This is a genomic window from Streptomyces sp. NPDC002754, assembly GCF_053592315.1.
Window position 1 is genome coordinate 1 of record NZ_JBSFVM010000033.1, and the last position, 25,451, is coordinate 25,451.

Annotated in this window: 23 protein-coding genes; 13 read left to right on the forward strand and 10 right to left on the reverse strand. The window is 69.8% G+C overall.

The genetic code is table 11. From position 1 onward, the window contains the following. The 5 genes from ACWD2L_RS35460 to ACWD2L_RS35480 all read left to right on the forward strand — a co-directional run. A partial coding sequence (locus ACWD2L_RS35460; RefSeq protein ID WP_451193189.1) for a hypothetical protein occupies positions 1-194 on the forward strand: 194 nt, incomplete at its 5' end. Further along, positions 191-946: a TIGR03089 family protein gene (locus ACWD2L_RS35465; RefSeq protein WP_351342931.1), complete on the forward strand. Its 756-nt coding sequence runs from the start codon at positions 191-193 to the stop codon at positions 944-946. The genes ACWD2L_RS35460 and ACWD2L_RS35465, both read left to right, overlap by 4 nt. A 109-nt stretch (positions 947-1,055) precedes the next feature. Beyond that, the gene (locus tag ACWD2L_RS35470; RefSeq protein ID WP_351342929.1) at positions 1,056-2,324 is read left to right on the forward strand and encodes an LCP family protein; all 1,269 of its coding nucleotides are present in this window, start codon (positions 1,056-1,058) and stop codon (positions 2,322-2,324) included. 275 nt (positions 2,325-2,599) lie between these two features. After that, the gene (locus ACWD2L_RS35475; protein WP_351342927.1) at positions 2,600-4,324 is read left to right on the forward strand and encodes an LCP family protein; all 1,725 of its coding nucleotides are present in this window, start codon (positions 2,600-2,602) and stop codon (positions 4,322-4,324) included. A gap of 86 nt (positions 4,325-4,410) precedes the next feature. Next, on the forward strand, positions 4,411-6,117 hold the full coding sequence (locus ACWD2L_RS35480) for an LCP family protein (protein ID WP_451193153.1): 1,707 nt from the start codon (positions 4,411-4,413) through the stop codon (positions 6,115-6,117). Positions 6,118-6,191: 74 nt separating this feature from the next. Here the strand turns inward: ACWD2L_RS35480 and ACWD2L_RS35485 are convergent, their stop codons facing one another. Beyond that, on the reverse strand, positions 6,192-7,235 hold the full coding sequence (locus ACWD2L_RS35485) for a glycosyltransferase family 2 protein (RefSeq protein ID WP_351342924.1): 1,044 nt from the start codon (positions 7,233-7,235) through the stop codon (positions 6,192-6,194). A gap of 124 nt (positions 7,236-7,359) precedes the next feature. Here ACWD2L_RS35485 and ACWD2L_RS35490 point away from each other — a divergent pair, with 124 nt between their 5' ends. Beyond that, positions 7,360-8,832, forward strand: a complete 1,473-nt coding sequence (locus ACWD2L_RS35490) for an LCP family protein (protein WP_451193156.1) — start codon at positions 7,360-7,362, stop codon at positions 8,830-8,832. Between the two features lie 201 nt (positions 8,833-9,033). On the opposite strand, the gene ACWD2L_RS35495 is transcribed toward ACWD2L_RS35490, so the two are convergent. Beyond that, positions 9,034-9,570 (reverse strand): acyl-CoA thioesterase, encoded by a 537-nt coding sequence (locus ACWD2L_RS35495; RefSeq protein WP_351342920.1) that lies wholly within the window; start codon positions 9,568-9,570, stop codon positions 9,034-9,036. A 108-nt stretch (positions 9,571-9,678) separates the two neighbouring features. On the opposite strand from ACWD2L_RS35495, the gene ACWD2L_RS35500 reads away from it, so the two are divergent. Continuing rightward, a complete protein-coding gene (locus ACWD2L_RS35500) occupies positions 9,679-10,950 on the forward strand; it encodes an LCP family protein (RefSeq protein ID WP_351342918.1) in 1,272 nt (423 codons plus the stop codon). Between the two features lie 180 nt (positions 10,951-11,130). Further along, positions 11,131-11,877 (forward strand): SDR family NAD(P)-dependent oxidoreductase, encoded by a 747-nt coding sequence (locus ACWD2L_RS35505; RefSeq protein ID WP_351342916.1) that lies wholly within the window; start codon positions 11,131-11,133, stop codon positions 11,875-11,877. 40 nt (positions 11,878-11,917) lie between these two features. Here ACWD2L_RS35505 and ACWD2L_RS35510 read toward each other — a convergent pair whose 3' ends face one another. After that, on the reverse strand, positions 11,918-13,075 hold the full coding sequence (locus tag ACWD2L_RS35510) for an acyl-CoA dehydrogenase (protein ID WP_351342914.1): 1,158 nt from the start codon (positions 13,073-13,075) through the stop codon (positions 11,918-11,920). A gap of 192 nt (positions 13,076-13,267) precedes the next feature. Between ACWD2L_RS35510 and ACWD2L_RS35515 the strand changes: the two genes are divergently transcribed. Then, positions 13,268-14,593, forward strand: coding sequence for a UDP-glucose dehydrogenase family protein (locus tag ACWD2L_RS35515; protein ID WP_351342912.1), 1,326 nt, complete (start codon positions 13,268-13,270; stop codon positions 14,591-14,593). 36 nt (positions 14,594-14,629) lie between these two features. Here the strand turns inward: ACWD2L_RS35515 and ACWD2L_RS35520 are convergent, their stop codons facing one another. After that, complete coding sequence (locus ACWD2L_RS35520; RefSeq protein ID WP_351342910.1) at positions 14,630-15,133, reverse strand: CGNR zinc finger domain-containing protein; 504 nt, start codon at positions 15,131-15,133, stop codon at positions 14,630-14,632. Positions 15,134-15,220: 87 nt separating this feature from the next. Between ACWD2L_RS35520 and ACWD2L_RS35525 the strand changes: the two genes are divergently transcribed. After that, positions 15,221-15,583, forward strand: a complete 363-nt coding sequence (locus ACWD2L_RS35525; protein ID WP_351342908.1) for a VOC family protein — start codon at positions 15,221-15,223, stop codon at positions 15,581-15,583. A gap of 23 nt (positions 15,584-15,606) precedes the next feature. Next, a complete protein-coding gene (locus ACWD2L_RS35530; protein WP_351342906.1) occupies positions 15,607-15,993 on the forward strand; it encodes a VOC family protein in 387 nt (128 codons plus the stop codon). On the opposite strand, the gene ACWD2L_RS35535 is transcribed toward ACWD2L_RS35530, so the two are convergent. The 4 genes from ACWD2L_RS35535 to ACWD2L_RS35550 all read right to left on the reverse strand — a co-directional run bounded on the left by ACWD2L_RS35535 (position 15,990) and on the right by ACWD2L_RS35550 (position 20,504). Continuing rightward, entirely contained in the window at positions 15,990-17,054 is a 1,065-nt protein-coding gene (locus ACWD2L_RS35535; protein WP_351342905.1) for a dipeptidase, read from the reverse strand. The genes ACWD2L_RS35530 and ACWD2L_RS35535 overlap by 4 nt on opposite strands. Positions 17,055-17,635: 581 nt before the next feature. After that, the gene (locus ACWD2L_RS35540) at positions 17,636-18,829 is read right to left on the reverse strand and encodes a dipeptidase (protein ID WP_351342903.1); all 1,194 of its coding nucleotides are present in this window, start codon (positions 18,827-18,829) and stop codon (positions 17,636-17,638) included. Positions 18,830-18,834: 5 nt separating this feature from the next. Continuing rightward, on the reverse strand, positions 18,835-19,389 hold the full coding sequence (gene purE / locus ACWD2L_RS35545; RefSeq protein WP_351342901.1) for a 5-(carboxyamino)imidazole ribonucleotide mutase: 555 nt from the start codon (positions 19,387-19,389) through the stop codon (positions 18,835-18,837). Then, on the reverse strand, positions 19,386-20,504 hold the full coding sequence (locus tag ACWD2L_RS35550; protein WP_451193185.1) for a 5-(carboxyamino)imidazole ribonucleotide synthase: 1,119 nt from the start codon (positions 20,502-20,504) through the stop codon (positions 19,386-19,388). Before ACWD2L_RS35550 ends, purE begins: the two co-directional genes overlap by 4 nt. A gap of 196 nt (positions 20,505-20,700) precedes the next feature. Between ACWD2L_RS35550 and ACWD2L_RS35555 the strand changes: the two genes are divergently transcribed. Then, positions 20,701-21,219 carry a GtrA family protein gene (locus tag ACWD2L_RS35555; RefSeq protein ID WP_351342933.1) on the forward strand — a complete coding sequence of 173 codons (519 nt, stop codon included), beginning with the start codon at positions 20,701-20,703 and terminating at the stop codon, positions 21,217-21,219. Between the two features lie 13 nt (positions 21,220-21,232). On the opposite strand, the gene ACWD2L_RS35560 is transcribed toward ACWD2L_RS35555, so the two are convergent. Further along, entirely contained in the window at positions 21,233-22,507 is a 1,275-nt protein-coding gene (locus ACWD2L_RS35560) for an ATP-binding protein (RefSeq protein ID WP_351342897.1), read from the reverse strand. Between the two features lie 153 nt (positions 22,508-22,660). Then, complete coding sequence (locus ACWD2L_RS35565; RefSeq protein WP_266710971.1) at positions 22,661-23,338, reverse strand: response regulator transcription factor; 678 nt, start codon at positions 23,336-23,338, stop codon at positions 22,661-22,663. Positions 23,339-23,846: 508 nt separating this feature from the next. On the opposite strand from ACWD2L_RS35565, the gene ACWD2L_RS35570 reads away from it, so the two are divergent. Next, positions 23,847-25,340, forward strand: coding sequence for a peptide MFS transporter (locus ACWD2L_RS35570; protein ID WP_351338910.1), 1,494 nt, complete (start codon positions 23,847-23,849; stop codon positions 25,338-25,340). Positions 25,341-25,451 lie beyond the last annotated feature (111 nt).

Below are 25,451 nucleotides of genomic sequence, written 5' to 3' on the forward strand. Positions count from 1 at the left end.
GCGGCAAGTTCGGAGGCGGCGCATACGCGGCCTCCGGCGGTCTGCACGGCGTGGGCGCCTCCGTGGTAAGGCGGCAGATTGCCCAAGGCGGCGGCGCGGTCCCCCGCAACGGGTGGGGAGGCGGATTGCCCAAGGCGGGGGCGTCGGCCGTCCCGGGCAGGGGGCCGGGCTCGGCACGTACGCTGGGCGTGTGAATGTCGTACCGCGTACTCCCGCTGCTCTGCTTCAAGCCGCTCTCGATGTCGATCCGGGGCGGCCGCTCGTCACCTTCTACGACGACGCGACCGGGGAGCGCGTGGAGTTGTCCGTGGCCACGTTCGCGAACTGGGTGGCCAAGACCGCCAATCTGCTGCAGGGCGAGCTGAATGCCGAGCCCGGTGACCGGCTCGCGCTCCTGCTGCCCGCCCACTGGCAGAGCGCGGTGTGGCTGTTGGCCTGTTCGTCCGTCGGCGTCGTTGCCGATGTGGGTGGGGATCCGAGCGGTGCGGATCTTGTGGTGAGCGGGCCTGACACGCTGGATGCCGCGCGTGCCTGTTCCGGGGAGCGGGTCGCGCTCGCGCTGCGGCCGCTCGGCGGACGGTTCCCGCAGCCCCCCGAGGGCTTCGTCGACTACGCCGTGGAAGTGCCGGGGCAGGGCGACCGGTTCGCCCCCTTCGCACCCGTCGACGCGGACGAGCCCGCGCTCGTCGTGGCCGGCGCCGAGTGGACGGGCGCCGAGGTGGTGGAGAAGGCCGCGGCCGACGCCACCGGGCTCGGCCTCACCGGACCCGGTTCGCGGCTGCTGTCCGGGCTTGCATACGACAGTTGGCGGGGGCTCGCCGCGGGCCTCTACGCGCCGCTGGCCACCGGCGGTTCCGTCGTGCTGTGCCGCAACCTCGACCAGCTCGAGGAAGAGGCCCTCGCCAAGCGCGTGGAGAGTGAGCGCGTCACCGCGACCGCCCGCTGAACCCGTGCGGCAGACAAGCTAGCCCGTTCGGCTCAGCTCCCCCGGCCCGCCCGCGCGGCGGGGTTCATGGTCGTAGGTACGCCTACGTTTCCATGAGGGGGACCTGTACGTGACCGACTCCACTGCCACGCCCCCGGAACCCGGGCCGGCCCACGGCTCCTCGCCCACCGGCGCGGGGCGTGTGCGGCGGCGCAGGAGATGGCTGCGGTACTCGGCGGTCTGCGCGGCGGTCCTGGTGCTCGTGGCGGGCGGCGTCGGCTGGGTCGCGTACGACAGGCTCAACGGGAACATCACCGAGGACACGGACGCCGCCACCGAGCTCGCGCGCTACGAGAAGGAACGGCCCACCGTGCTCGCCGAGGGCGCGCAGAACCTGCTGCTCATCGGCTCCGACTCGCGGGCGGGCAGGAACGGGAAGTACGGCCGCAACGACGGCACCCAGCGCTCCGACACCACGATCCTGCTGCACGTCGCGGCGGACCGGAAGAGCGCGACGGCCGTCTCGTTCCCGCGTGACCTGATGACCGACGTGCCGGCCTGCCGGGAGCCGGACGGCCAGAAGCACGACGCGATGTTCGCGATGTTCAACTACGCCTTCGAGGTGGGCGGTTCGGCCTGCACGATCCGCACGGTCGAGAAGATGACGGGGGTCCGGGTCGACCACCACATGGTCGTGGACTTCGACGGGTTCAAGGACATGGTGAACGCCGTGGGCGGGGTCAGCGTGTGCCTGGACCGGCCGATGGACGACGACGACGCGCATGTGCGGCTGGCCGCGGGCACCCACCACCTGAACGGCGAGCAGGCCCTGGGCTACGTACGCGCCCGCAAGAGCCTCGGCAACGGCAGCGACACCGACCGGATGGACCGTCAGCAGCGGTTCCTCGGCGCGCTCGCCAAGAAGGTGCAGAGCAACGGCGTGCTGCTGAACCCGACCCGGCTCTATCCCGTGCTCGACGCCGCCACCTCCTCGCTGACCACCGACCCCGGCCTCGCCAGCCTGCGCGGGCTCTACGACCTGGTGCGCGGCATGCGCGGCATCCCGGCCGAGCGCATCCGGTTCCTGACGGTGCCCCGCGAGTCGTACACCTACAACGCCAACCGCGATCAGCTCGTCCAGCCCGCGGCCGACCGGCTGTTCGACCAGCTGCGCAAGGACACGCCCGTGAAGGTGGCCGAACAGGCGCCCGCGGACGAGGAGTACGGCGCGCAGGACGAATCCGGCACAGACGTCGAATCGGATGGATACTCCACCGGATCCGACGGGTCCGATGAATACGGCACATCCGGCGGCGAGGAAGGCAGCGACGGGAAGTCCGGCGTCTCCCCCGCCCCCACTTTCCGCGGCAACACCGCCGGGCAGGACTCCTGCGGCTGAATTCGGGCGGCCGGGCGCCGCCTCAACGGCCCCTGGGTAAAGCGGAAGTCATCAGCCGACTCACAGGTTCAAGAAATGGCCCGGAATGCCCAGTTGTAGGGGAGTGGAATTTGTCACCGTCCTCGCTTGACGCTGAACTGGGCGGATAGTGTGAGCGATCCGGTGCACCCGGCCATGCTTGCGAGCCGGTCGCGCACTACTGACCGACTTGACCGGGCGCCCGCTTTTAAGGGGGGTGGGGCGCCGCGTGGCCCCGACGGAGGACACAGACAACCGTGGACGCGCAAGGCCGTGGGCGGGCCGAGAACATCGACCCGGCAGATCAGTGGGTGCTCAACCCCCACACCGGTGACTACGAACTGCGACTGACCCCCTCCGCTGGGCAGTCGGCAGTACCGAGCCCCCGCCGCACCGCTCCGCGCGGAGACGCGCCGCGCGGTGACGGCCCGCGCCGTGGCAACCCGCAGGGCGGCGGAGGCCGTCGTGACGTTCCCCCGCAGCGCAGGCGCCGCGAGGCTCCGGCGACGCAGGAGCAGGGACCCGGCCGGCGGCGTTCGCGGCCGAAGAAGAAGTCGAAGGCCAAGAAGATCATGCTGTGGACGGCCGGCGGCATGGCCATGGTCGTCCTGGTGGGCGCCGGAGTCGGCTACTGGTATTGGGAGCACCTCAACGGCAACATCACCTCGCAGGACGTCGTCGGCGCCAAGAACGGCTTCGCCAAGGACGAGGCGATCAACGTCCTCGTCATGGGCACCGACAAGCGCACCGGCAAGGGCAACGAGGGCTACGGGGACAAGGGCAGCGTCGGCCACGCCGACACGAACGTGCTGCTGCACGTCTCCAAGGACCGTACGAACGCGACCGCGTTGAGCATTCCGCGCGACCTCGTCGTGGATGTGCCGGACTGTCAGGTGAAGCAGAAGGACGGCACGCTCGAGACCATCAAGGGCACGCCGAACAGCCGCTTCAACACGAGCCTCGGGCAGTCCGACCGCGACGCGGGCTGCGTCATGAAGACCGTCAAGGCGGTCACGGGCATCACCGTCGACCACTTCATGATGGCGGACTTCAACGCGGTGAAGACGCTGTCCAGTGCCGTGGGCGGGGTCAACGTCTGTGTCGCCAAGGACGTCAACGACCCGGACTCGCACCTCAAGTTGACCGCGGGCACCCACAATCTGCAGGGCGAGCAGGCGCTGGCCTTCCTGCGCACCCGGCACAGCTTCGGCAATCAGGGCGACCTGGACCGGATCAAGGTGCAGCAGCAGTTCCTCGGTTCGCTCGCCCGCAAGATGAGTTCGAGCGACACGCTCACCAATCCCCGCAAGCTGACCAGCCTCGCCGAGGCCGCGACCAAGGCGCTCACCGTCGACAAGGGCATCGGCAGCCTGAACAGCCTCAAGGACCTGGCCCTGGAAATCAGGAAGGTGCCGCCGAAGAACCTGTCGTTCACCACGGTTCCCGTGATCGACAACCCGGCGGAGGACACCCCGGTGACCGTCGTCGTGAACCCGACGGCGGGGCCCCCGGTCTTCAACGCGATCAAGAACGACGTCTCCCTCACGGAGACGAAGAAGAAGCAGAAGGAGAAGCAGGACGCGAAGCTCAAGGGCTCCAAGTCCGCCGCCTCCGCGGTCCGCGTCAACATCTACAACGGCAGCGGCAGGACGGGCGCCGCTCAGGAAACTCTCACGGAGTTGCAGAACACTGAGGGCGTACTGAAGTCGAGCCAGATGGGCAACAAGCCGAATCAGGCGAAGACGAGCCTCGAATACGCGCCGAACCAGGCCTCTCAGGCCCGGCGGCTCGCGGACATCATGGGCCTTCCGGCGTCCGCGCTGAAGGAAGGCAAGAGCGAGAAGAACGACCAGGGGCTGCCGGCGATGACCCTCATCCTCGGCGGCGACTTCAAGGGTGCGGGGACACCCGTCGACGGAGCCTCGGCGAAGGCGCCGGAGGTCGACAAGACAACAGCGGACAAGGCTGTGTGCGCCAAGTGACCAACCTCGGCCGCCTGTTGACTGTCTAAGTAAGTGACAGTGGGCGGCCGAGTCGCTGTCACCGGGCGGGGAGGGCGGGGTACGACATGGGGCGAGGCACTGTGCGTGGGGAGCGCACACGGCGGCCTGCCGGGCGGGGCGAACCACCGGATCAGGCGTCCGACCTGGGGTGGGACGACAGCCTGTACGAGGAGGCACCGGGCGGCGACGCCCCGGGTGGGGACGCGGACAGCCGCGGCCGCACCACTCGCAGCAGGCAGCGCGCGGGCGTCCGGCCGCGCCGCCGCAGACGACGAATACTTCGCTGGACCGCGAGCATCCTCGCGTTCCTGATCATCGGCACGGCCGGCGCCGGATACCTCTACTACCGGCATCTGAACGGCAACCTCGACACGGGCAAGCTCAATCTCGGCGAGCACAAGGTCCCCGAGCCGACGCCGAACGCGGCGGGCCAGCGGCCGCTGAACATCCTGCTGATCGGCTCCGACAGCCGGAACACCAAGGAGAACCTGAAGCTCGGCGGGCACAAGCAGAGCGTCGGCTCCGCCCCGCTGGCCGACGTACAGATGCTGCTGCACCTGTCGGCCGACCGCAGCAACATGTCCGTGGTGAGCATGCCCCGCGACACCCTGACCCGGCTGCCGCAGTGCACCGACCCGAAGACCGGCAAGGTGTACGAGGCGACGGTCTCCCGGCAGATGGTGAACACCTCGCTGGCCCGCGGCGGCGCCGGCTGCACGGTCGCCACCTGGGAGCAGATGACCGGCATCCACATCGACCACTACATGATGGTCGACTTCTCCGGCGTCGTGTCGATGGCCGACGCGATCGGCGGCGTACCGGTCTGCGTCAACGCCAACGTCTACTCCAGAAACAGCTCGGGTGAAGGCTCCGGACTGAAGCTGAAGAAGGGCACGACGTCCGTCAAGGGCGAGCAGGCCCTGCAGTGGCTGCGGACGCGGCACGGCTTCGAGGACGGCAGCGACATCGCGCGCGCCAAGGCGCAGCACATGTACATGAGCTCGATGGTGCGCGAGCTGCGCGAGAACGCGACGTTCAGCCACCCGGGCAAGCTGCGCACGCTCGCCGAGAAGGCGACGGACGCGCTCGGCGTCGACGACGGCCTCGACACGGTCAAGAAGCTGTACGACCTGAGCAACGAGCTGAAGCGGCCCGCACCGAAGCGGATCACGATGACGACGATGCCGTTCGTGTACGAGGGTGCGCGCGTGGCGCCGAAGGCGAAGGACGCCGACGCGCTGTGGCGGCTGCTCCGTGACGACATCGCGCTCGACGGCAGGGACAAGGACACCAAGAGCGACAAGGAGAAGGCGAAGGACGAGAAGTCCGACGATCCGGCCGCGGCCGACGACAAGATCGCGGTACAGGTGCGCAACGGCACGCGGACGGCGACGACGCCCGCGGCGCCCGGACGGGCCGCGCAGGTGGCACAGGCCCTCACCGCCGACGGCTTCACGCAGGCGGTCCCGGACCAGGCGCAGTCCCTCGTCGAGGACAAGACGGTGATCCGTTACCCCTCGGCCGACCTGGAGGGCGACGCGCAGGCGGTCGCCAAGTCCCTGGGGATTCCGCTGAGTTCGGTGCAGGAGTCGACGGAGGTGTCCGGGGTGACGCTGATCGTCGGCGCCGACTGGAAGACGGGCACCGCCTACCCGAAGTCCACGGAGTCCACGGACGACGAGGACGCGAGCAAGGCCCTGGACAAGGAGCAGACGCAGAACGGCGCGGACGACTCCACGTGCATGAAGGTGGAGCAGGGCTACACCTGGTAGCTCCTACGCCCCAACGCTCCAACGAGAACGGGGCGCGGGAGTCGAACTCCCGCGCCCCGTAAGGAAGTTGACGGTCAGTTGACCGCGGGCTCCTGCGGCACGGCAGGACGGCGCGAGGCGATGACCTTCTTCGCGAGGGACTTCGGGCTGGTCAGGAAGCCCCAGCCCCACGTCATGTGCATCGTGGCGAGCGCGACGGGAATCTGGGCGCGCGCCTTCAGCGGCAGCCCCTTGCCCGCCGGGATCGAGCCCGCGACGATCGCCGCGATATACCCGCCGGGGATCACGAAGCCCCACGGCGTGAGGGCGGCGCCGACCACGACGCCCGCCGCGATCGCGCACACGGCGGTCGGCGGGGCGAGGTAGCGCAGGTTGATCGAACCGGAGTGGAAGCGGGCGACGACGTGCCGCCAACGGCCGTAGTTCCGGTACTGCTTGGCGAGTTCCCTGACACTCGGCCGGGGCCGGTAGTCGACCAGCAGATCGGGCGAGAACCAGATGAGGCCGCCCGACTCGCGGATCCGGAAGTTCAGCTCCCAGTCCTGGGCGCGGATGAACTCCTCGTTGTAACCGTCGAGTTTCTCGAGCACCTCGCGCCGGAAGACGCCCAGATAGACCGTCTCGGCCTGCTGCGCCTCGCCGCCCGTGTGGAACGCGGCGTTGCCGACACCGATCTTCGAGGTCATCGCGGCGGCGACGGCCTGCTCCCAGGCGTTGGTGCCCTGGGCGTGCATGATGCCACCGACGTTCATCGCGCCGGTCTCCTCCATGAGGCGCACGGCGGTGGCGATGTAGCCGGGCGAGAGCGCGGCGTGGCCGTCGACGCGGACGACGATCGGGTGGCGGGAGGCCTTGATCGCGGCGTTCAGGGCGGCGGGGGTGCGGCCCGTCGGGTTCGCCACCGTGGACACCTTCGGGTGTTCGGCGACGAGCCGCGCGGCGACCTCGTCCGTACGGTCGGTGGAGGGGCCGAGGGCGAGCACGACCTCCATCTCGCCGTCGTACTCCTGCGTCAGGATCGCCTCGACGGCCTCCTTCAGATGCCGCTCCTCATTGAGGATGGGCATGATCACGGAGACGGCCGGGAGCTGCGTGACAGAGCTGGCGGTTGCGTTCATCGCGGGTCACGTTACCGCTAATGGGGGACACGGGCGCGCGCCACCGAGTCGCTGCCGTGGTCAGCAGATCGTATGGGCCTACTGTGCTCGCGTCCCACGCCCACCGTCGCGGAGGTGTCCCCCGGTGCCCACGCCGCCCCGCTCCCCCGACCGTCCGCAGCGGCCTTCCCGTTCCCAGGGGCAGGCCCGCGGGCCCGGCCGGCCGCCGCTCAGGAAGAAGTCGCGGTGGGCCATGCGGGTAGCGACGGCGGTCTCGGTGACGGTGCTCGCCGCGGCCGGTGTCGGGCACGCGCTCGTCACCGGTATCGACGGCGGGCTGCACCGGATCGACCCCTTCAAGGACATGAAGAACCGGCCGGCGGCGGGCAGCGGCATGAACGTGCTGCTCGTCGGCACCGACGGCCGCGACAAGATCAGCGAAGAGGAGCGCCAGAAGTACAAGCTCGGCGGCGCGCCCTGCCACTGCACGGACACCGTGATGATCGTGCACATCTCGGCGAACCACGAGCGCGCCTCCGTCGTCTCCCTCCCCCGCGACTCGTACGCGGAGATCCCGGCGCACACCGACATCAACAGCGGCGAGAAGCACCACCAGCACCCCGTGAAGCTGAACGCGGCGTACGCGGAGGGCGGGCCCGCCCTGACGCTGCGCACGGTCGAGCACATGACGAAGGTGAAGCTCGACCACTACCTGGAGGTCGACTTCACCAGCTTCATGAAGACGGTCGACGAGCTCGGCGGCGTCGACATCTGCACGGACTCCCCGCTCAAGGACTCCTACACCGGCCTCGATCTGGACGCCGGCACCCACAAGCTGAACGGCGGGGAGGCCCTCCAGTACGTGCGGGCCCGGCACATGGACAGTGCGGGCGACCTCGGCCGGATGCAGCGCCAGCAGCGGTTCATGGCGGCGCTGATCTCGAAGGCGACGTCGTCGGGCGTGCTGCTCAATCCGGTCCGGTTCCGCGGTGTCGCCTCTACGCTGCTCAACTCGGTCCGGGCCGACAAGGGGTTCGGGGCGGACGAGATGGTGGACCTGGCGCGGGCCATGCGGAACTTCTCGCCGTCGTCCTCGGAGTTCACGACCGTGCCGATCGGGAACATGAGCTACTCCGTGCCGAACATCGGCTCCACGGTGAAGTGGGACGACAAGAAGTCGGCGACGCTGTTCAAGTCGCTGCGCGAGGACAAGCCGCTCGCCGAGCACCGGCCGAAGGCGAAGAAGGCGGCGGTGGTCGACGTCTCGCCGAAGGAGATCCGTGTCCAGGTCGAGAACGGGACGAAGTCCTCGGGGCTCGGCAAGAAGGTGGACTCGGCGCTGAAGCGGACGGGGTTCCGGACGTCGGGGGCGCCCGTCAACGCGGATGACCTCACGGTGGGGCGGACGACTGTGCTGTACGACCCCGGGTGGGACCGGTCGGCGAAGTCGCTTGCGGCGGCTTTGCCGGGGGCGGAGATGAAGGCGGTGGATGGGCTCGGGCCGGTGTTGAAGGTGGTGGCCGGGGCGGACTACGAGGGTGTGCGGGCGGTGCGGGCGCAGGACGCCGACGCTGGGTCGTTCGGGGCGGTTACCGGGGACCAGGTGGTGTGCGGGTGAGCAGATCAAGCCCCGCCGGCGATTGAGGCGCGGGGCCGGGGCGGAGCCCCGCGACCGCAGCCACGGAGCCGTGGCTGAAAAGATCGGGGCGCTGCCCCGGACCCCGCTGCTCAATCGCCGCAGGGGCTTGAAAGGACGTGCTCAAGCGCCGCACGGGCTTGAAAGACGTGCTCAAGCGCCGCACGGGCTTGGAAAGCCTGCTCAATCCTCGCCTGATTGCGCCCTCAGTTCCTTGATGGCGCGGCGGCGGGCCAGGCGGTGTTGGCGGCGAATTTGGGCTTCCTGGTAGCGGCGGCGGTCGCGGTCGGTTTCGGGTTCGACCGGGGGGACCGTGCGGGGCTTGCCGTCCGCGTCGACCGCGGCGAAGACCAGGTAGGCCGAGCCGACCTGCTGCGCGGGCGTCGATTCGTTCCAGCGCTCGGCGAGGACCCGCACGCCGACCTCCATCGACGTGCGCCCCGTCCAGTTCACCTGCGCCTTCACGTGCACCAGGTCGCCCACGCGCACCGGCTCGAGGAACGCCATCTCGTCCATGGAGGCCGTCACCGCGGGTCCGCCCGAGTGCCGGCCGGCCACGGCACCCGCCGCGTCGTCGACCAGTTTCATGATCACGCCACCGTGCACCGTGCCGAGGAGATTGGTGTCGTTGTGCGTCATGATGTGCGACAACGTCGTGCGGGAAGAGGAAGTCGGCTTGCCCGGAATATCCGATTCCGGGCCGTGGGCCAGGTCTGTCATGGCACCAACCTTATGCGCGCGCCGAATGTGTTAGCTCTGCAACAGCACTGGTGCGATTTCACTTCAGGGCTTGTAAGGCACGTATTCGAGCACGGCACACTGAGCCCTATGAATGATTGGCCCGACGGGCGGAGCGACAGGCAGGGCGGCGCGGGCCGCGGCGGATACGGCCGCGGCAGCGGCAGCACGCGCCCGGAAGGCGTCCGTGCCATGCCGCACGTGCAGCGCCCCGTGCCGCAGCAGCAGCCGCCGCCCCCGTACGACGGTGGCGGCTACAACCCGTCGTACGACGACGGGTACAACACGGGACAGGTCTACGGCCAGCCCGGCGGCCGCGGCCGGGGCCCCGGCTTCGACGACGGTGGCGACTACGGTCCGCCGACCGGCCGCCCGGTGCGGCCCCCCAACTGGGGCAAGCGCATCAAGCGGACCGTCCTGGCCGTGGTCGTCGTGGTGGTCGTCGCGAGCGTCGGCACGTACTTCTGGGCCGATTCGAAGCTGCACCGCGACGTCGACCTGTCGAAGGTCATCGACCGGCCGGAGGCGGGCGACGGCACGAACTACCTGATCGTCGGCACCGACAGCCGCGAGGGCATGACGTCCGAGGACAAGAAGAAGCTGCACACCGGCTCCGCCGAGGGCAAGCGCACGGACACGATGATGATCCTGCACGTCGGCTCCAACGGGGACACCCTCGTCTCGCTGCCGCGTGACTCGAACGTCGAGATCCCTTCGTACAAGGGCGCCGAGTCCGGCAAGACGTACCCGGCCACCGGGCGTCAGACGAAGCTGAACGCCGCCTACGCGGAGGACGGCCCGACGCTGCTCGTGCGCACCGTCGAGTCCAACACCGGGCTGCACATCGACCACTACGCGGAGATCGGCTTCGGTGGCTTCGCGAGCATCGTGGACGCGGTCGGCGGCGTCGACATGAACCTGAAGGAGGGCTTCAAGGACAAGTGGTCCGGGGCCGACTTCCAGAAGGGCGAGCAGACCCTGGACGGCCAGCAGGCCCTCGCCTTCGTCCGTACGCGGCACGCCTTCGCCCAGTCCGACCTGCAGCGCACCAAGAACCAGCAGCAGTTCCTCGGGGCGCTCGCGCAGAAGGTGTCCTCGCCCGGCACCGTCCTGAACCCGTTCACGCTGTACCCGACGATGGGTGCGGGCCTGGACTCGCTCACCGTCGACAAGGACATGAGCCTGTGGTCGCTGGGCAAGATGTTCCTGGCGATGAAGGCGGCCAACGGCGGTGACGGCAAGTCCATGAACATGCCGACGAGCGGCAGCGTCGGCGGCAACCTGCTGTGGGACAAGGCCAAGGTCAAGCAGCTCGTCGACCAGTTCAACAACGACGAGAAGGTCACGGTCTCCAGCGACTGAGAGCCTGTGTCGTATCCCCGGTCGGATCAGCGCGCGGCGTCTGGTGCGTGCGATCGCAAGGCGCCGGAAAGTCCTTGTAGCGGAGCTACCAGGGCTTTTTGGCAACGCGGCGAGCGTGCGTGCCAGACGCCGCGCGCCCGACCGGGGATACGACACAGGCTCTGAGGCCAGGATGTCGTCATGACGTCCGCTCTCGTTCTCGGTGCCGCCGGTGGGGTCGGCCGGGCGATCGTCGCCCGGCTCGCCACCGGCGGTACGCATGTCGTCGCGGTCGACCGGGACCCGACGGTGCGCCAACTCCCTTCCGTACACGCAGCATTGGTCGGCGACGCCACCGAACCGGCCCTCATCCGGCGGGCCTTCGACGCCGCCCCCGAGCCCCCCTCCGTCCTCGTGCACTCACTCCTGCACGAACTACGCGTACCACTGGGTGAGTTGACCCCTTCGCAGTGGCACAAGGTCTTCGACGTCGGGCTGGTCTCCGCCTGGCAGGCCGCCGCCGAGCTGGTGCGGTGCAAGGGCGAGGGGCCCGCGTCCGTGGTCCTCGTCGGCTCGGTGCACGCGCACGGCGCCGCGCCCGACTGCGCCCCGTACGCGGTCGCCAAGGCGGGCCTCGGCGCCCTCGCCCGCGCGGCGGCCACCGAGTGGGGACCACTGGGGGTGCGCACCAACGTCGTCAAGCCCGGCTTCGTACCCGTCGAACGCAACGCCCACCGCTGGCGCGACCCCGCGGCCCGCGCCCGCGTCGAGGCCGACTACCCGCTCGGCCGCCTCTGCTCGCCCGAAGAGATCGCCGACGCCATCGCCTTCCTGGCCGGCCCCACCTCTTCGTACGTCAACGGCATCTGCCTGCCCGTGGACGGCGGCTACCTGGCGGCACTCCCGGAGACCAGGGCACACCGGCGCCGGACGCACGAAGGCCCCTGATCCGTGCGGGGTATCAGGGGCCTTCGGCGTGTGGCGGGCGTTACGGCAGGTTGCGGGCCATGACGATGCGCTGGACCTGGTTCGTGCCCTCGTAGATCTGGGTGATCTTGGCGTCGCGCATCATGCGCTCGACCGGGTAGTCGCGGGTGTAGCCGTAGCCGCCGAGGAGTTGGACGGCGTCCGTGGTGACCTCCATGGCGACGTCCGAGGCGAAGCACTTGGCCGCGGCGCCCGCGAAGGTCAGGTCCTTGTCGCCGCGTTCCGACTTGGCGGCGGCCGCGTACGTCAGTTGGCGGGCGGCCTCGATCTTCATGGCCATGTCCGCGAGCATGAACTGGACGCCCTGGAAGTCGCCGATCGGCTTGCCGAACTGCTTGCGCTCCTGGACGTAGCCCTTGGCGTAGTCGAGGGCGCCCTGCGCGACACCGAGCGCCTGGGCGGCGATCGTGATGCGGGTGTGGTCGAGGGTCTTCATCGCGGTCGCGAAGCCGGTGCCCTCGGCGCCGATCATGCGGTCGGCGGGGATCCGCACGTTGTCGAGGTAGACCTCGCGGGTCGGCGAGCCCTTGATGCCGAGCTTCTTCTCCGGGGCGCCGAAGGAGACGCCCGGATCCGACTTCTCGACGACGAAAGCCGAGATGCCCTTCGAGCGCTTCTCCGGGTCCGTGACCGCCATCACCGTGTAGTACTCGGACTCGCCGGCGTTGGTGATCCAGCGCTTCACGCCGTTGAGGACCCAGGAGTCGCCGTCGCGTACCGCGCGGGTCTTCATGCCCGCCGCGTCGGAGCCCGCGTCCGGCTCGCTCAGGCAGTACGAGAACATGCCGTCGCCCTTGGCCAGCGGGCCCAGGTACTTCTTCTTCAGCTCCTCCGAGCCGGAGAGGATCACGGGGAGGGAGCCGAGCTTGTTCACCGCCGGGATCAGGGAGGACGAGCAGCAGACGCGCGCCACCTCCTCGATCACGATGACCGTGGCGAGCGCGTCCGCGCCCGCGCCGCCGTACTCCTCGGGTACGTGCACGGCGTGCAGGTCCGAGGCGGTGAGCGCGTCGAGGGCCTCGCGCGGGAAGCGCGCCTCCTCGTCCACCGCGGCGGCGTGCGGGGCGATCTTCGCCTCGGCCAGCGCACGGATCGTGTCGCGGAGCATGTCGTGCTCCTCGGACGGGCGGTACAGGTCGAAGTCAGCCGATCCGGCCAAGGTCTCTCACACTCCAAGACACGCTTTTACTGATGCTAATTACCGTTAAGTAACCTGAATCTTAGGCCGCCGCTCCCCGTGCGGATACGTGAGCTGTGCGACAGAGGGAAAGTTGCCCGGTGAGGCGCCTGCACATGCCACAGCTATGCTCGGCAGCGCCCTGTAGCACCCACACCTCTGGAGCCCCCCGATATGGCCCTCAAGATCACCGTGATCGGCACCGGCTACCTCGGCGCGACACACGCCGCGGCCATGGCCGAGCTCGGCTTCGAGGTGCTCGGCCTGGACGTCGTGCCCGAGAAGATCGACATGCTCACGCGGGGCGAGGTCCCGATGTACGAGCCCGGCCTCGAGGAGCTGCTCCGCAAGCACGTCTCGGGGTTCGAGGGTTCGAGCGGGCGGCTGCGCTTCACGATGGACTTCGCGGAGGCCGGCGAGTTCGGCGATGTGCACTTCGTGTGCGTGAACACCCCGCAGAAGCACGGCGAGTACGCCTGTGACATGAGCTACGTCGACTCCGCCTTCGCCTCGCTCGCGCCGCACCTGAAGGAGGGCGCGCTCGTCGTCGGCAAGTCGACCGTGCCGGTCGGCTCGGCGACCCGCCTCACCGAACTGCTGCCGCGGCACGCGGAGTTGGCGTGGAACCCGGAGTTCCTGCGCGAGGGCTTCGCCGTGAACGACACGCTGCACCCGGACCGGATCGTTGTCGGCGTGAACAGCGAGCGGGCCGAGCAGCTGCTGCGCGAGGTGTACGCGAAGCCGCTCGCCGAGGGCACCCCGTTCGTCGTGACGGACTACCCGACGGCGGAGCTGGTGAAGACGTCGGCGAATTCGTTCCTGGCGACCAAGATCTCCTTCATCAACGCCATGGCCGAGGTCTGCGAGGCGGGCGGTGGCGACGTCGCGAAGCTCGCCGAGGCCATCGGCTACGACGAGCGGATCGGGCACAAGTTCCTGCGGGCCGGGATCGGCTTCGGCGGCGGCTGCCTGCCCAAGGACATCCGGGCGTTCATGGCGCGCGCCGGTGAGCTGGGTGCCGATCAGGCGCTCACCTTCCTGCGCGAGATCGACTCGATCAACATGCGGCGGCGCGGCGCGATGGTCGAGATGGCCCGCGAGGCGCTCGGCGGCGGGGCGTTCCTCGGCAAGCGGGTCGCCGTGCTCGGTGCCTCCTTCAAACCGGACTCCGACGACGTACGCGACTCCCCCGCCCTCAACGTGGCCGGTCAGATCCACCTCCAGGGCGGCCAGGTCACGGTCTACGACCCGAAGGGCATGGACAACGCGCGGCGCGTGTTCCCGACGCTCGGCTACGCGGACTCGGCCCTCGAGGCGGTGCGCGGGGCGGACATCGTGCTGCACCTCACCGAGTGGCGCGAGTTCCGCGAGCTCGACCCGGCGGAGCTGGCCAAGGTCGCCGCGAACCCGGTGCTCCTGGACGGGCGCAACGCGCTGGACAGTGCGCTGTGGCGGGCGGCCGGGTGGACGTACCGGGCGATGGGACGCCCCTCCGCGTAACTACTTGGATCCACGTAACTACTTGGATCCGCATAACTACTTGGCGCGGTAGCGCCGCATCTTCGCCCGGGCCCCGCAGACCGCCATGTCGCACCAGCGACCGCGGCCCGCGGGGCTCCGGTCGTAATACGCCCAGTGGCAGTCGGCGGCCTCGCAGGCCTTGAGCCGCGCCCAGGTGCCGTCCCCGCGCGCCTCGGCGATGGCGGCCGCCACGCGTCCGGCCAGGGACCCGCCGTGCACCGGGACGAGGCTCGCCGTGCCGTCCCGCTCGTCGACCGCCACCCGCAGCGGTGCCCGCGCGAGCAGTTCGCCCAGCGGGGTCACGGCGTCGTGCGGCGGATGGCCCGCGTGGGCCAGGCATGCCGCGCGCAGCGACTCGCGCAGTTCGCGCGCCTCGTCGAGCCCGCCCGCCGCGATGCCGAAGCGCTCGCGCACCTCGGCCCGCTCCAGCGCGTCCTCGCCCGTCGTGATGTCGAGCAGCGTGTTCACCAGGGCCTCGATCAGGGCGAGGCCACCGGGTGCGGTCTGGCGGGCATTCATGGTTGCGACGTTACCCCCAGTGCGGCAGTATGCAGTAACGCCGAAGTTACCTGTTAACCCCGTATAGGGGTAACACGAGGAGGCATCATGCCCATCGCACAACTCGGAGTCGTCGTCCTGGACTGTCCGCGGCCGCGTGAACTGGCGGAGTTCTACGCCGCCGTGCTCGGCGGCAGCATCACCGGCGAGGAGGACGGCTGGGTCGACGTGACGGCGCCGGGCGGCCACAGCCTCGCGTTCCAGCAGGCGCCGGATCACGTGGCGCCCGCCTGGCCCGCGCCGGACGCGTCCCAGCAGTTCCACCTCGATCTGACCGCCGAGGACCTGGACGCGGCGGAGAAGGAGGTGCTCGCGCTGGGGGCCACGGTGCTCGACGCGGCGGACCGTTCGCGCAGCTGGCGGGTTTACGCGGACCCCGCGGGGCACCCGTTCTGCCTCTGCGCCTGCTGATCCTTCCGACCAAGGGAGCCGACATGGCCTTCGCGAAAATCGGCACCGTCGCCTACGACTGCCCCGACCCCGTCGCACTCGCCGAGTTCTACGCGGCCGTGCTCGGCGGGCGGATCGAGAACTACCAGGGCAAGGGCGACTGGTACGACCTGTACGCGCCGGACGGCCAGCGGCTCTCCTTCCAGCGCGTGCCGGACCACAAGCCGCCGCGGTGGCCCGCCGCCGACCACGACTCGCAGCAGCTCCACCTCGACCTGGACGTGGCGGACATCGAGGCCGCGCAGGAGAAGATCCTCGCCCTCGGCGCGGTGCCGCTCGACCTGGACGACGAGGGCGGCGCCCGCGACTTCCGGGTGTACGCGGACCCGGCGGGGCATCCGTTCTGCTTGATCCGTCCGGACGCCGGCTAGCGGCTGGGGTCCCGGCGGCGCTGCGCGGCACGGGAGACGAACTCCGTGCTGCGCAGCACCCGTTGGACGTTGCCCCAGGTGAGGAGGGCGAGTTCGGTGTCGGTCCAGTCGCGGGCCTGGAGCTCCGCGACCAGGGCCGGGTAGCCGGCGACGTCGCCGAGGCCCTCGGGGTGCGCGTCCCCGGTGTCGTACGTGCCCGACAGGCCCACCGACTCGGGGCCCGCGAGACGGCGCACGTGGTCGAGGTGATCGGCCACGTCGCGCAGGGCGGGGCCCGTGCGGTCCGCGGAGCACGGCACCAGGCACAGCCCCCGGCTCTCACCGAGTGCGGCGAGAAGCTCGTCCGGCACGTTGTCCGGGTGGTGGTTCAGGGCGCGGGCGCCGGAGCGGGTCAGGGCGACCGGGGCCTTGGACACGGCGAGGACGCGGGTGGCGGTCGCGGCCGAGGCGCCGGTGAGGTCGATGAGCATGCCGAGCCGGTTCATCTCCCGTACGACCTCTTCGCCGAACAGGGGCAGGCCGCTCTCCGACGCCCATGAGGTGCCGCTCAGCGTGAGGGCGCGCAGGCCGAGGGCGTGCAGGGAGCGCAGCGTGCCGAGTGAGTCCGCCGCCGCGGTGGCCGGGACCGGGCCGATGAGCACGGAGATACGGCCGTGGGCGCGGGCGTCGGCCATGTCCGAGGCGGAACGGACGAGGCGGAGGTCCTCCGGGTGGCGGGCGACGACGTCGTTGATCAGGTCGATCTGTTCCAGCGTCGTGGTGACCGGGGCGTCCGGGTCTACGTGGGGTGCCCACAGCTGCGCGCCGGTGCCACCCGCGCGCAGCCTCGGCAGGTCGGCCTCCACGGCGCTCTCGCCCAGCTCCAGGTCGTACCAGGGGAGGGTACGCAGGACCTGTGGGAGGCCGCAGTAGCCGTCGGCCACGGGGTGGCGGGCGAGGAGGTCGTGGGGGGCGGTGGGAGGCGCGGGTGTGGGGGCCGCGGTGCCCGCGTTGGCGGGCCTGGCGGGTTCCAGGTCGCCCGCTTCGGCGGGAGCGTTGAGCTCGTCCTGTAGGTCTGCCATGGCAGGGCTCCGGACGTCAGGGGGACAGTCGTTCGAACCACCGTGGCATGCGGGGCGGGCGGGGTCTCGGCGAGCGGTGCCGTTCGGGTGGGCGGGGGTGTGGTTGCGCGGGGCCGGGGGGCCGGGGGGCCGGGGGGCCGGGGGGCCGGGGGCGGCGCCGGTCGACATCGCTGCGGTGGACCGTTCCCACGTCACGGGGCTCTGCCCCGGACCCCGCTGCTCAATCGCCGCAGGGGCTTGATATGCCAGGGTCGGCGCCCTGAGAACCGTCAATCACCGCACAGGCTTGATGTGCCGGGGCCGGCGCCCCGAGAACCCTCGATCACCGCACAGGCTTGATGTGCCGGGGCCGGCGCCCCGAGAACCCTCGATCACCGCACAGGCTTGATGTGCCGGGACCGGCGCCCCGAGAACCCTCGATCACCGCACAGGCTGACGTGCCCACCCGGCCCCAGGGCTCAATCGCCGCAGGGGCTCCATTTGGAGCCCCTGCGGCGATTGAGCAGGCCCGTCCGGCAGGACTTTCGGGGAGGGGTGGGGTGGGGGCTTGGCCTGGCCGTCCACGGTCCCGGCGTGCCGTCCTAACCGTCCAGCTGGGACAGCGTCGCGTTCGACGGGCCGCGCTGCGACTGGAGGTCGGCCGCGGTTGATTCCGCGTCGCCCAGGACGCGGACCGTGTTGCGCCACGTCAGCTTGGAGAGGTCCGACCGGGACCAGCCACGGTCGACCAGTTCGGCGATGAGGTTCGGGTAGCCGGAGACGTCGGAGAGGCCGTCCGGCGTGAACGCCGTGCCGTCGTAGTCCCCGCCGATGCCGATGTGATCGACGCCGGCGACCTCGCGCATGTGGTCGAGGTGGTCGGCCACCGTCGAGACCGTCGCGATCGGGCGCGGCCGGGCCTCCTCGAAGGCGCGGTGCAGCTTCATCGCCTCCGGAGACGTATCCAGGTGGTGGAAGCCGTGCGAACGCAGGTTGTCGTCCGCGGCCGCGGTCCAGTCGACCGCCGCCTGGAGCACGAACTTCGGGACGAAGGTGGCCATGGCCACTCCCCCGTTCCCCGGCAGGCGCTCCAGCACGTCGTCCGGGATGTTGCGCGGGTGGTCGCACACCGCGCGGGAGGAGGAATGGGAGAAGATGACCGGCGCAACCGAAACATCCAGCGCCGCGCGCATCGTCGTCGCCGCCACGTGCGAGAGGTCGACCAGCATGCCCTCGCGGTTCATCTCCCGGACGACCTCGCGGCCGAACGCGGAGAGGCCGCCAACGCCGGGCTCGTCCGTCGCCGAGTCCGCCCACGCGATGTTGTCGTTGTGCGTGAGCGTCATGTAGCGGACGCCGAGTGCGTACAACGCCCGCAACGTAGCAAGGGAGTTGTTGATGGAGTGGCCGCCCTCGGCGCCCTTGAGGGAGGCGATGCGGCCTTCCGACCGCGCCGCCTCCATGTCCGCCGCCGTCCGCGCCTCGCGCAGCTCACCCGCGTACCGGGCGATCAACTGGTCGACGCAGTCGATCTGTTCGAGGGTGGCGGACACCGCCGCGTCACCCGACAGATCCGTACGGACGTACACCGACCAGAACTGCGCGCCGACGCCGCCCGCCCTCAACCGCGCCAGGTCCGTGTGCAGATGGGCGCTCTGGTCGGTGGCGATGTCGCGCGCGTCGATGTCGTACGTGACCTGCTCGCGCAGCGCCCACGGCAGGTCGTTGTGACCGTCGACGACCGGGAACTCGGCGAGGAGCGAACGGGCTTCCTCAAGTCCGGCAGAGGTACTCACGCGCGTCACTTCCCCGAACCGGAAACCGAACCGAACCCGAAGCCGGCGCCGCCGCCCGCGACCTTGGCCCGCAGCCGCTTGCCCTTCTCGGTCGCCTGGTCGTTCAGCTCCTGCTGGAAGTCCTTCATCCGGCCGAGGAGTTCGTCGTCGTGCGCGGCCAGCATGCGCGCCGCGAGCAGGCCCGCGTTGCGCGCGCCGCCCACCGACACCGTCGCGACCGGCACGCCGGCCGGCATCTGCACGATGGACAGCAGGCTGTCCATACCGTCGAGGTACTTCAGCGGGACCGGCACGCCGACCACCGGCAGCGGCGTCACCGACGCCAGCATGCCGGGCAGGTGGGCCGCGCCGCCCGCACCCGCGATGATCGCCTTGAGGCCACGCTCGGCGGCCTGCTCCCCGTACGAGATCATCTCGTGCGGCATCCGGTGCGCGGAGACGACGTCGACCTCGTAGGGAATCTCGAACTCGTCGAGCGCCTTCGCCGCGGCCTCCATGACGGGCCAGTCGGAGTCCGAGCCCATGACGATGCCCACCACGGGGCGCACTGCAGAACTCATTCGGTGATCGTTCCTCGGAGGTAGCCGGCTGCGTGACGGGCGCGGTCAAGGACGGCGTCCAGGTCGTCGCCGTAGGTGTTGACGTGGCCGATCTTGCGACCGGGCTTCACGTCCTTGCCGTACATGTGGATCTTGAGCTGCGGGTCGCGGGCCATGCAGTGCAGATACGCGCTGTACATGTCCGGGTAGTCGCCGCCCAGGACATTGCACATGACCGTCCACGGCGCGCGCGGGCGCGGGTCGCCGAGCGGCAGGTCGAGGACCGCACGGACGTGGTTCGCGAACTGGGACGTGACCGCCCCGTCCTGCGTCCAGTGGCCGGAGTTGTGCGGGCGCATCGCCAGCTCGTTGACCAGGATGCGGCCGTCGCGGGTCTCGAAGAGTTCGACCGCGAGGTGGCCGACCACCTCGAGCTCCTGCGCGACGCGCAGCGCCAGCTCCTGCGCCTCGCCCGCCAGGGCCTCGCCGAGCCCGGGGGCCGGGGCGATCACCGTGTCGCAGACGCCGTCGACCTGCTGGGACTCGACGACCGGGTACGCGACCGCCTGCCCGTGCGGGGAGCGGACGACGTTGGCCGCCAGCTCCCGTACGAAGTCGACCTTCTCCTCGGCGAGGACCGGAACGCCCGCCTTGAACGGGTCCGAGGCGTCGGCCGCGGAGCGTACGAACCACACGCCCTTGCCGTCGTAGCCGCCGCGCACCGTCTTGAGGATGACGGGGAAGCCGTCGCCCTCCTCGGCGAACGCGACCACGTCGGACGGGTCCGTCACGATGCGGTGGCGCGGGCACGGCACGTCCAGCGACGTGAGCTTCGCGCGCATCTCGCCCTTGTCCTGGGCGTACAGCAGCGCGTCGGGCCCGGGGCGGACGGGGATGCCGTCCGCCTCCAGGGCCCGTAGATGCTCTGTCGGGACGTGCTCGTGATCGAAGGTGATCACGTCGCAGCCCCGCGCGAACTCGCGCAGCGTGTCCAGGTCGCGATAGTCGCCGACCACGACATCGCCGACGACCTGCGCCGCGGAATCCTGCGGGGTGTCACTGAGGAGCTTGAACCTGATGCCGAGCGGGATGCCTGCCTCGTGTGTCATACGAGCGAGCTGTCCACCGCCGACCATGCCGACTACGGGGAACGTCACACCCACAGGGTATCGGCCAGGTGTCCGGTACCCGCACCGCGTCCTACAGACCACAGGCACAGAACGAAGGCGCGTGGTTAGCATGGCTGGGTCGGTCACGACCGGATCCGACACGACGGGGACGACAGGCACGACGGACACCACGACGGACATCACGGGGGCTGAGGCGACCATCATGGGCATCACGGGACGTACCGGCCGCATCGGCGCACTGCGACAGCGGCTCACGGGCATGGCCCGCGAGGTCGCGAAGTTCGGTGTCGTCGGCGCCCTGGGCGTCCTCGTGAACTTCGCCGTCTTCAATCTCATGCGGCACAGCACGGACCTCCAGGTGGTGCGGGCCAGCGTGATCGCGACGGTCGTCGCCATTGCCTTCAACTACGTAGGGTTCCGCTACTTCACGTACCGCGACCGCGACAAGAGCGGCCGCACCAAGGAACTCACGCTGTTCCTGCTGTTCAGCGTGGCGGGCCTGATCATCGAGAACGGTGTCCTGTACGCGGCGACGTACGGGTTCGGCTGGAACAGCTCGTTGCAGAGCAACATCTTCAAGTTCCTCGGCATGGGCCTCGCGACCCTGTTCCGGTTCTGGTCGTACCGGACATGGGTGTTCAAGACGCTGCCCGCGAGGGAGGCCGTGGCCAGCGCGGAATCGTTCCTCGACGAATCGGCCCCGGCGGCACGGACCCGCTGAGGCGCGGGCCGGGTCACCTGATCATCTGCTCCTCGTCCCCGTCCGCCGTCTTCTTCAGCGGCGTACGGGAGAGGAACAGGCCGAAGACCGGCGGGCTGCTCTGGAGCATTTCGAGGCGGCCCCCGTCGGCCTCCGCCAGGTCGCGGGCGACGGCGAGGCCGATGCCCGTCGAATTGCGGCCGCTGATGGTCCGCTCGAAGATCCGCGAGCCCAGCTCCGGCGGGACGCCGGGACCCTCGTCCGTGACCTCGACGATGGCCTGGCTGCCGGTGACGCGGGTACGCAGGGCGACCGTGCCGCCGCCGTGCATCAGCGAGTTCTCGATCAGCGCGGCGAGCACCTGGGCGACCGCGCCCGGGGTGCCGACCGCCGTGAGGTGGCGCTTGCCGGAGGAGACGATCGCGCGTCCGGCGCTGCGGTAGGCGGGCCGCCACTCCTCCAGCTGTTGCTTGATCACCTCGTCCAGGTCGAAGGGGACGGCCGATCCGGTGCGCGGGTCACGGGAGTTGGTGAGCAACCGCTCGACGACGTCGGTGAGCCGCTCGACCTGCGCGAGCGCGATGGTCGCCTCCTCCTTCACCTCGTTCAGGTCGTCGGTCATGGTGATCTCCTCCAGGCGCATGGACAGCGCCGTGAGGGGCGTACGCAGCTGGTGCGAGGCGTCGGCCGCGAGGCGCCGCTCGGCCGTCAGCATGCGGGCGATGCGCTCCGCCGAACCGTCGAGGACGTCCGCGACGCGGTCGAGCTCCGGGACGCCGTAGCGCTTGTGCCGGGGCCGCGGGTCGCCGGAGCCGAGGCGCTCCGCCGTGGAGGCGAGGTCGGTGAGCGGGGAGGCGAGGCGGTTCGCCTGGCGTACGGCGAGCAGGACGGCGGCGACGATCGCGAGCAGGGCCACGCCCGCGATGATCAGGAGCGTGCGGCCGACCTCCGTGGTGACGGCCGAGCGGGCCTCCTCGACGGTGACCTTCTCGCCCTGCTCGCCCTTGGCCGTGTACGAGATGACGTCGCCGACGGGCTGCGTGCCGATGGTGAGCGGGTGGCGGCCGGGCATGTCGATCTCGGCGTAGCGGTCCCCCGCGACCTGGTCCTGGAGGATGCCGCCGGTGATCTGTTCCTCGCCGAGGATTCTGCTGTCCACGATGGAGGCGAGGCGGACGGCCTCCGACTCCACGCGTTCCTGGGCGCTGTTGGTGATGGTTCGGGTCTCCACGATGACCAGGGAGACGCCGAAGACGGCGATCACTACCAGGACCACGGCGAGGGTGGAGTTGATCAGTCGGCGACGCATATGTCCTAGTGTCCCGGATGCGTCGGCGGCAACGTGGTTACGGACACGGGGCTCCGCCCCGGACCCCGCTGCTCAATCGCCGCAAGGGCTTAATAACAGCCCCGCCGGCGTTTGAGGCGCGGGGTCCGGGGCGGAGCCCCGAGGCGGGTGGCCTCAGCTCTTCTCGAACCTGAAGCCCACACCCCGCACCGTCGCGATGTACCGCGGATTCGCCGCGTCGTCGCCGAGCTTCTTGCGGAGCCAGGAGATGTGCATGTCGAGGGTCTTGGTCGACGACCACCACGTCGTGTCCCAGACCTCGCGCATCAGCTGGTCACGGGTGACCACGCGGCCCGCGTCCCGTACGAGGACCCGCAGGAGGTCGAACTCCTTGGCCGTGAGCTGGAGTTCCTCCTCGCCCATCCACGCGCGGTGCGATTCGACGTCGATACGGACGCCGTGCGTGGCCGGGGCCTGCACCGGCTCGGTGGCGCCGCGGCGGAGCAGGGCCCGGACGCGGGCGAGGAGCTCGGCGAGGCGGAAGGGCTTGGTCACGTAGTCGTCGGCGCCGGCGTCGAGGCCGACGACCGTGTCCACCTCGTCCGCGCGGGCGGTGAGGATGAGCACCGGCACCGTGTGCCCCTCGGCGCGCATTCTGCGGGCCACCTCGAGGCCGTCCATCCCCGGCAGTCCGAGGTCGAGCACGACGAGGTCGATGCTTCCCTGCAGTCCGGCGTCGAGGGCGGTGGGACCGTCCTCGCGCACTTCCACCTCGTAACCCTCGCGGCGCAGGGCACGGGCCAGCGGCTCCGAGATGGACGCGTCGTCCTCGGCGAGCAGTACACGGGTCATGGGGTGATGGTAGTCCGCGGCGGACGACGCCCGTGGGGTGATCGGATACAGCGGCCTCGCGCGGCGAACGGAATTTTTGCTTCCGGGTTCGCGCCCTGCGGTGTCCGGGTGTCATCGTGGGGATGACCTTTGAAACAGTGCGGGGGGTTCCGTGAAGGCCTGTGATCCATCTCTCAAGTCCTTCCATATGGCGTTGAGTCGTTCGTAAGGTGATTCAACGCCTGATGCACTACTGGGGGACCTTTGGAGCGCACTGCGCACCCAAGGTCCCTTTCTTGTGTGAGCTGACTTCCGTCAGTGTTTTTAGGAATGACCTGTGGCCGGGCCCCGCGTGTAATGAAGCGCCGGGGTGTGGATCTCGGGTCCGCCGTGCCTCGTCCCGCACGAAGACCTCGTCGGGCACATCCCTCTGGGCGTGGGAAGGGCGGCAGGACTCCGGTGCCGGCCGCCCCACCGGGCGCGTATCCGCTTCACCGCGGCGCGTCCCGACACCCCACAAGGATCGACCATGGCGTCCAGCCTGACGAAGGACTCGGCCGGTACCCCCGGCTCGCAGAAGACCTTCTTCGGCCACCCCCGCGGACTGGCCACACTCTTCATGACCGAGATGTGGGAGCGTTTCAGCTTCTACGGCATGAAGGCACTGCTCCCGCTGTACCTGATCGCTCCCGGCGGGCTTCACATGAACCCCGCCACCGCCACGGCGATCTACTCGGTCTACATGTCCATGGTCTACCTGCTCGCCCAGCCCGGCGGCTGGTTCGCAGACCGTTTCTGGGGCCCCCGCAAGACGGTGGCCTACGGCGCGAGCATCGTGATCCTCGGCCACATCACGCTGGCGCTGCCCGGTTCGGGCACGTTCTTCGTCGGCCTGGCGCTCGTGGCGCTCGGCTCGGGTCTGCTGAAGGCCAACATCTCCACGATGGTCGGCCACCTCTACGACGGCCCGCAGGACCCGCGCCGCGACAGTGGCTTCACCATCTTCTACATCGGCATCAACCTGGGTGCCTTCCTGGCGCCGCTGACCATCGGCACCGTCGGTGAGAACGTCAGCTGGCACTTCGGCTTCGGGCTCGCCGCGATCGGCATGGCCCTGGGTCTGGCCCAGTTCATGTTCGGCACGCGTCACCTGAGCAGCGAGAGCGACGTCGTCGTCAAGCCCGCCAGCGCGCAGGAGAAGGCCAAGTCGCTGCGCACGTCGCTGATCTGGGCCGTTGTCGCCGCCGTCTTCTACGTGATCGTGGTCGCGACCGGCACCTACACCCTCAACTGGGTGCTCGTGCCGCTGACGCTGATCGGCCTGATCATCCCGGTCGCCGTCCTGGTCAAGATGAAGCGCGACAAGGAGCTGTCGAACGACGAGCAGTCCAAGCTCTCCGGCTACATCTGGTTCTTCGTCGTCGCGGCCATCTTCTGGATGATCTACGACCAGAACGGTTCGACGCTTTCGATCTTCGGCGAGAACTCGACGACGAACCACCTGCTGGGCTTCGACTTCCCGACCTCCTGGTACCAGTCGCTGAACCCGATCTTCATCATGGCGTTCGCCCCGCTGGTCGCCTCCGCCTGGCTGTGGCTGAACAAGCGCGGCAAGGAGCCGAGCACCGCGGTCAAGTTCGGTTCGGGCCTGGTCCTGATCGGCATCTCCTTCGTCGTCTTCCTCATGCCGCTGATCGACACCGCCAACAACGGTGGTCGTGTCTCCCCGATGTGGCTGGTGGCGATCTACTTCATCCAGACCATCGGTGAGCTCTGCCTCTCCCCGGTCGGCCTCTCGGTCACGACCAAGATGGCTCCGGCGAAGTACGGCTCGCAGATGATGGGTGTCTGGTTCCTCGCGGTCACCGCGGGCGACTCCGTCACCGGTCTGCTCTCGACCGCCGGGGTCGACCTGAACACCTCGGGCGCGGTCGTCGCCGAGGCCGGCCTCGCGATCCTCGCGGGCATCGCGTTCTGGATGTACCGCAAGAAGGTCAAGGGGCTCATGGGCAGCGTCAACTAACACGCTTCCGCTCCGCAGCAGCCGCAGAGAAAGCGCCGCCGTACCCGTCACAGGTGCGGCGGCGCTTTCCGTGCGGCTGTCCCGCCCCACCCAGTGGTACCGAAATTCGGT

Coding starts and splice junctions, on each gene's coding strand:
- ACWD2L_RS35480 (WP_451193153.1), top strand. CDS start 4,411: ATGGGGCGAGGCACTGTGCGTGGGGAGCGCACACGGCGGCCTGCCGGG.
- purE (WP_351342901.1), bottom strand. CDS start 19,389: ATGAGTTCTGCAGTGCGCCCCGTGGTGGGCATCGTCATGGGCTCGGAC.
- ACWD2L_RS35570 (WP_351338910.1), top strand. CDS start 23,847: ATGGCGTCCAGCCTGACGAAGGACTCGGCCGGTACCCCCGGCTCGCAG.
- ACWD2L_RS35550 (WP_451193185.1), bottom strand. CDS start 20,504: ATGGTCGGCGGTGGACAGCTCGCTCGTATGACACACGAGGCAGGCATC.
- ACWD2L_RS35530 (WP_351342906.1), top strand. CDS start 15,607: ATGGCCTTCGCGAAAATCGGCACCGTCGCCTACGACTGCCCCGACCCC.
- ACWD2L_RS35485 (WP_351342924.1), bottom strand. CDS start 7,235: ATGAACGCAACCGCCAGCTCTGTCACGCAGCTCCCGGCCGTCTCCGTG.
- ACWD2L_RS35520 (WP_351342910.1), bottom strand. CDS start 15,133: ATGAATGCCCGCCAGACCGCACCCGGTGGCCTCGCCCTGATCGAGGCC.
- ACWD2L_RS35515 (WP_351342912.1), top strand. CDS start 13,268: ATGGCCCTCAAGATCACCGTGATCGGCACCGGCTACCTCGGCGCGACA.
- ACWD2L_RS35565 (WP_266710971.1), bottom strand. CDS start 23,338: ATGACCCGTGTACTGCTCGCCGAGGACGACGCGTCCATCTCGGAGCCG.
- ACWD2L_RS35505 (WP_351342916.1), top strand. CDS start 11,131: ATGACGTCCGCTCTCGTTCTCGGTGCCGCCGGTGGGGTCGGCCGGGCG.
- ACWD2L_RS35560 (WP_351342897.1), bottom strand. CDS start 22,507: ATGCGTCGCCGACTGATCAACTCCACCCTCGCCGTGGTCCTGGTAGTG.
- ACWD2L_RS35535 (WP_351342905.1), bottom strand. CDS start 17,054: ATGGCAGACCTACAGGACGAGCTCAACGCTCCCGCCGAAGCGGGCGAC.
- ACWD2L_RS35495 (WP_351342920.1), bottom strand. CDS start 9,570: ATGACAGACCTGGCCCACGGCCCGGAATCGGATATTCCGGGCAAGCCG.
- ACWD2L_RS35500 (WP_351342918.1), top strand. CDS start 9,679: ATGAATGATTGGCCCGACGGGCGGAGCGACAGGCAGGGCGGCGCGGGC.
- ACWD2L_RS35555 (WP_351342933.1), top strand. CDS start 20,701: ATGGGCATCACGGGACGTACCGGCCGCATCGGCGCACTGCGACAGCGG.
- ACWD2L_RS35525 (WP_351342908.1), top strand. CDS start 15,221: ATGCCCATCGCACAACTCGGAGTCGTCGTCCTGGACTGTCCGCGGCCG.